Consider the following 828-nt stretch of genomic DNA (forward strand, 5'->3'; position numbering starts at 1 on the left):
TCAGTTGCGGCTGCCAGATTCCGGCGTGTAGTCGCCGTCTTCCATGGCCCGGAGCCGCCCCGGTCGTAACATCGACCACGCGTTTGACGTATTCCGCACCCCGCGCACGCCCTTTCGATCTTGAGGACCCGCACGCCCGATTCGATGAAGTAGTCGAGAAAGTCGATCGTGCAGAGGTCTTTGGGCGAGAGGATATAGTTGCCCTCGACGTCGAGTGTTTCGCCCGTTTCGGGGTCCGTAACCAGATATTTGCGACGGCAGATCTGCCGGCAGGCTCCCCGGTTGGCCGAGAATCCGTCGCTGGTGTGGAGCGACAGGTAGCATTTGCCCGATATGGCCATGCAGAGGGCGCCGTGGGCGAACATTTCGATCCGTACCAGCTCTCCGCCGGGGCCCGTGATCCGCTGCCGTTCGATTTCCCGGCTGATACGGGCGACCTGCACCAGGTCGAGTTCCCGGGCCAGGACCACTACGTCCGCCCATTGGGCGAAGAACCGGACGGCTTCGATGTTGGAGATGTTGCTTTGCGTGGAGATATGTACGGCCATGCCGACGCTGCGGGCATATTGGATGGCGGCCATATCGGTGGCGATGATGGCGTCCACGCCCACCTCGCAGGCACGGTCGATGGTCGCGTGCAGGGTTTCGATCTCTTCGTCGTAAATCACCGTATTGACCGTCAGATAGCTTTTCACGCCGTGTTCACGGGCGATCGAAACGATCTGCCCCATATCTTCCAGGGTGAAGTTGGCGGCGGATTGGGCCCGCATATTGAGCCTTCCCACTCCGAAATAAACGGAGTTGGCTCCGGCGTCGATCGCTGCATGC

1 protein-coding gene is annotated in these 828 nt (G+C 60.9%); it reads right to left on the reverse strand.

What is annotated here, in order from left to right; genetic code table 11:
• A partial coding sequence (locus tag ALIPUT_RS00065) for a peptidase U32 family protein (protein WP_004327474.1) occupies positions 1-828 on the reverse strand: 828 nt, incomplete at both ends.

Origin of the sequence: Alistipes putredinis DSM 17216, assembly GCF_000154465.1 — a bacterium.
GTDB classification, from domain to species: Bacteria; Bacteroidota; Bacteroidia; order Bacteroidales; family Rikenellaceae; genus Alistipes; species Alistipes putredinis.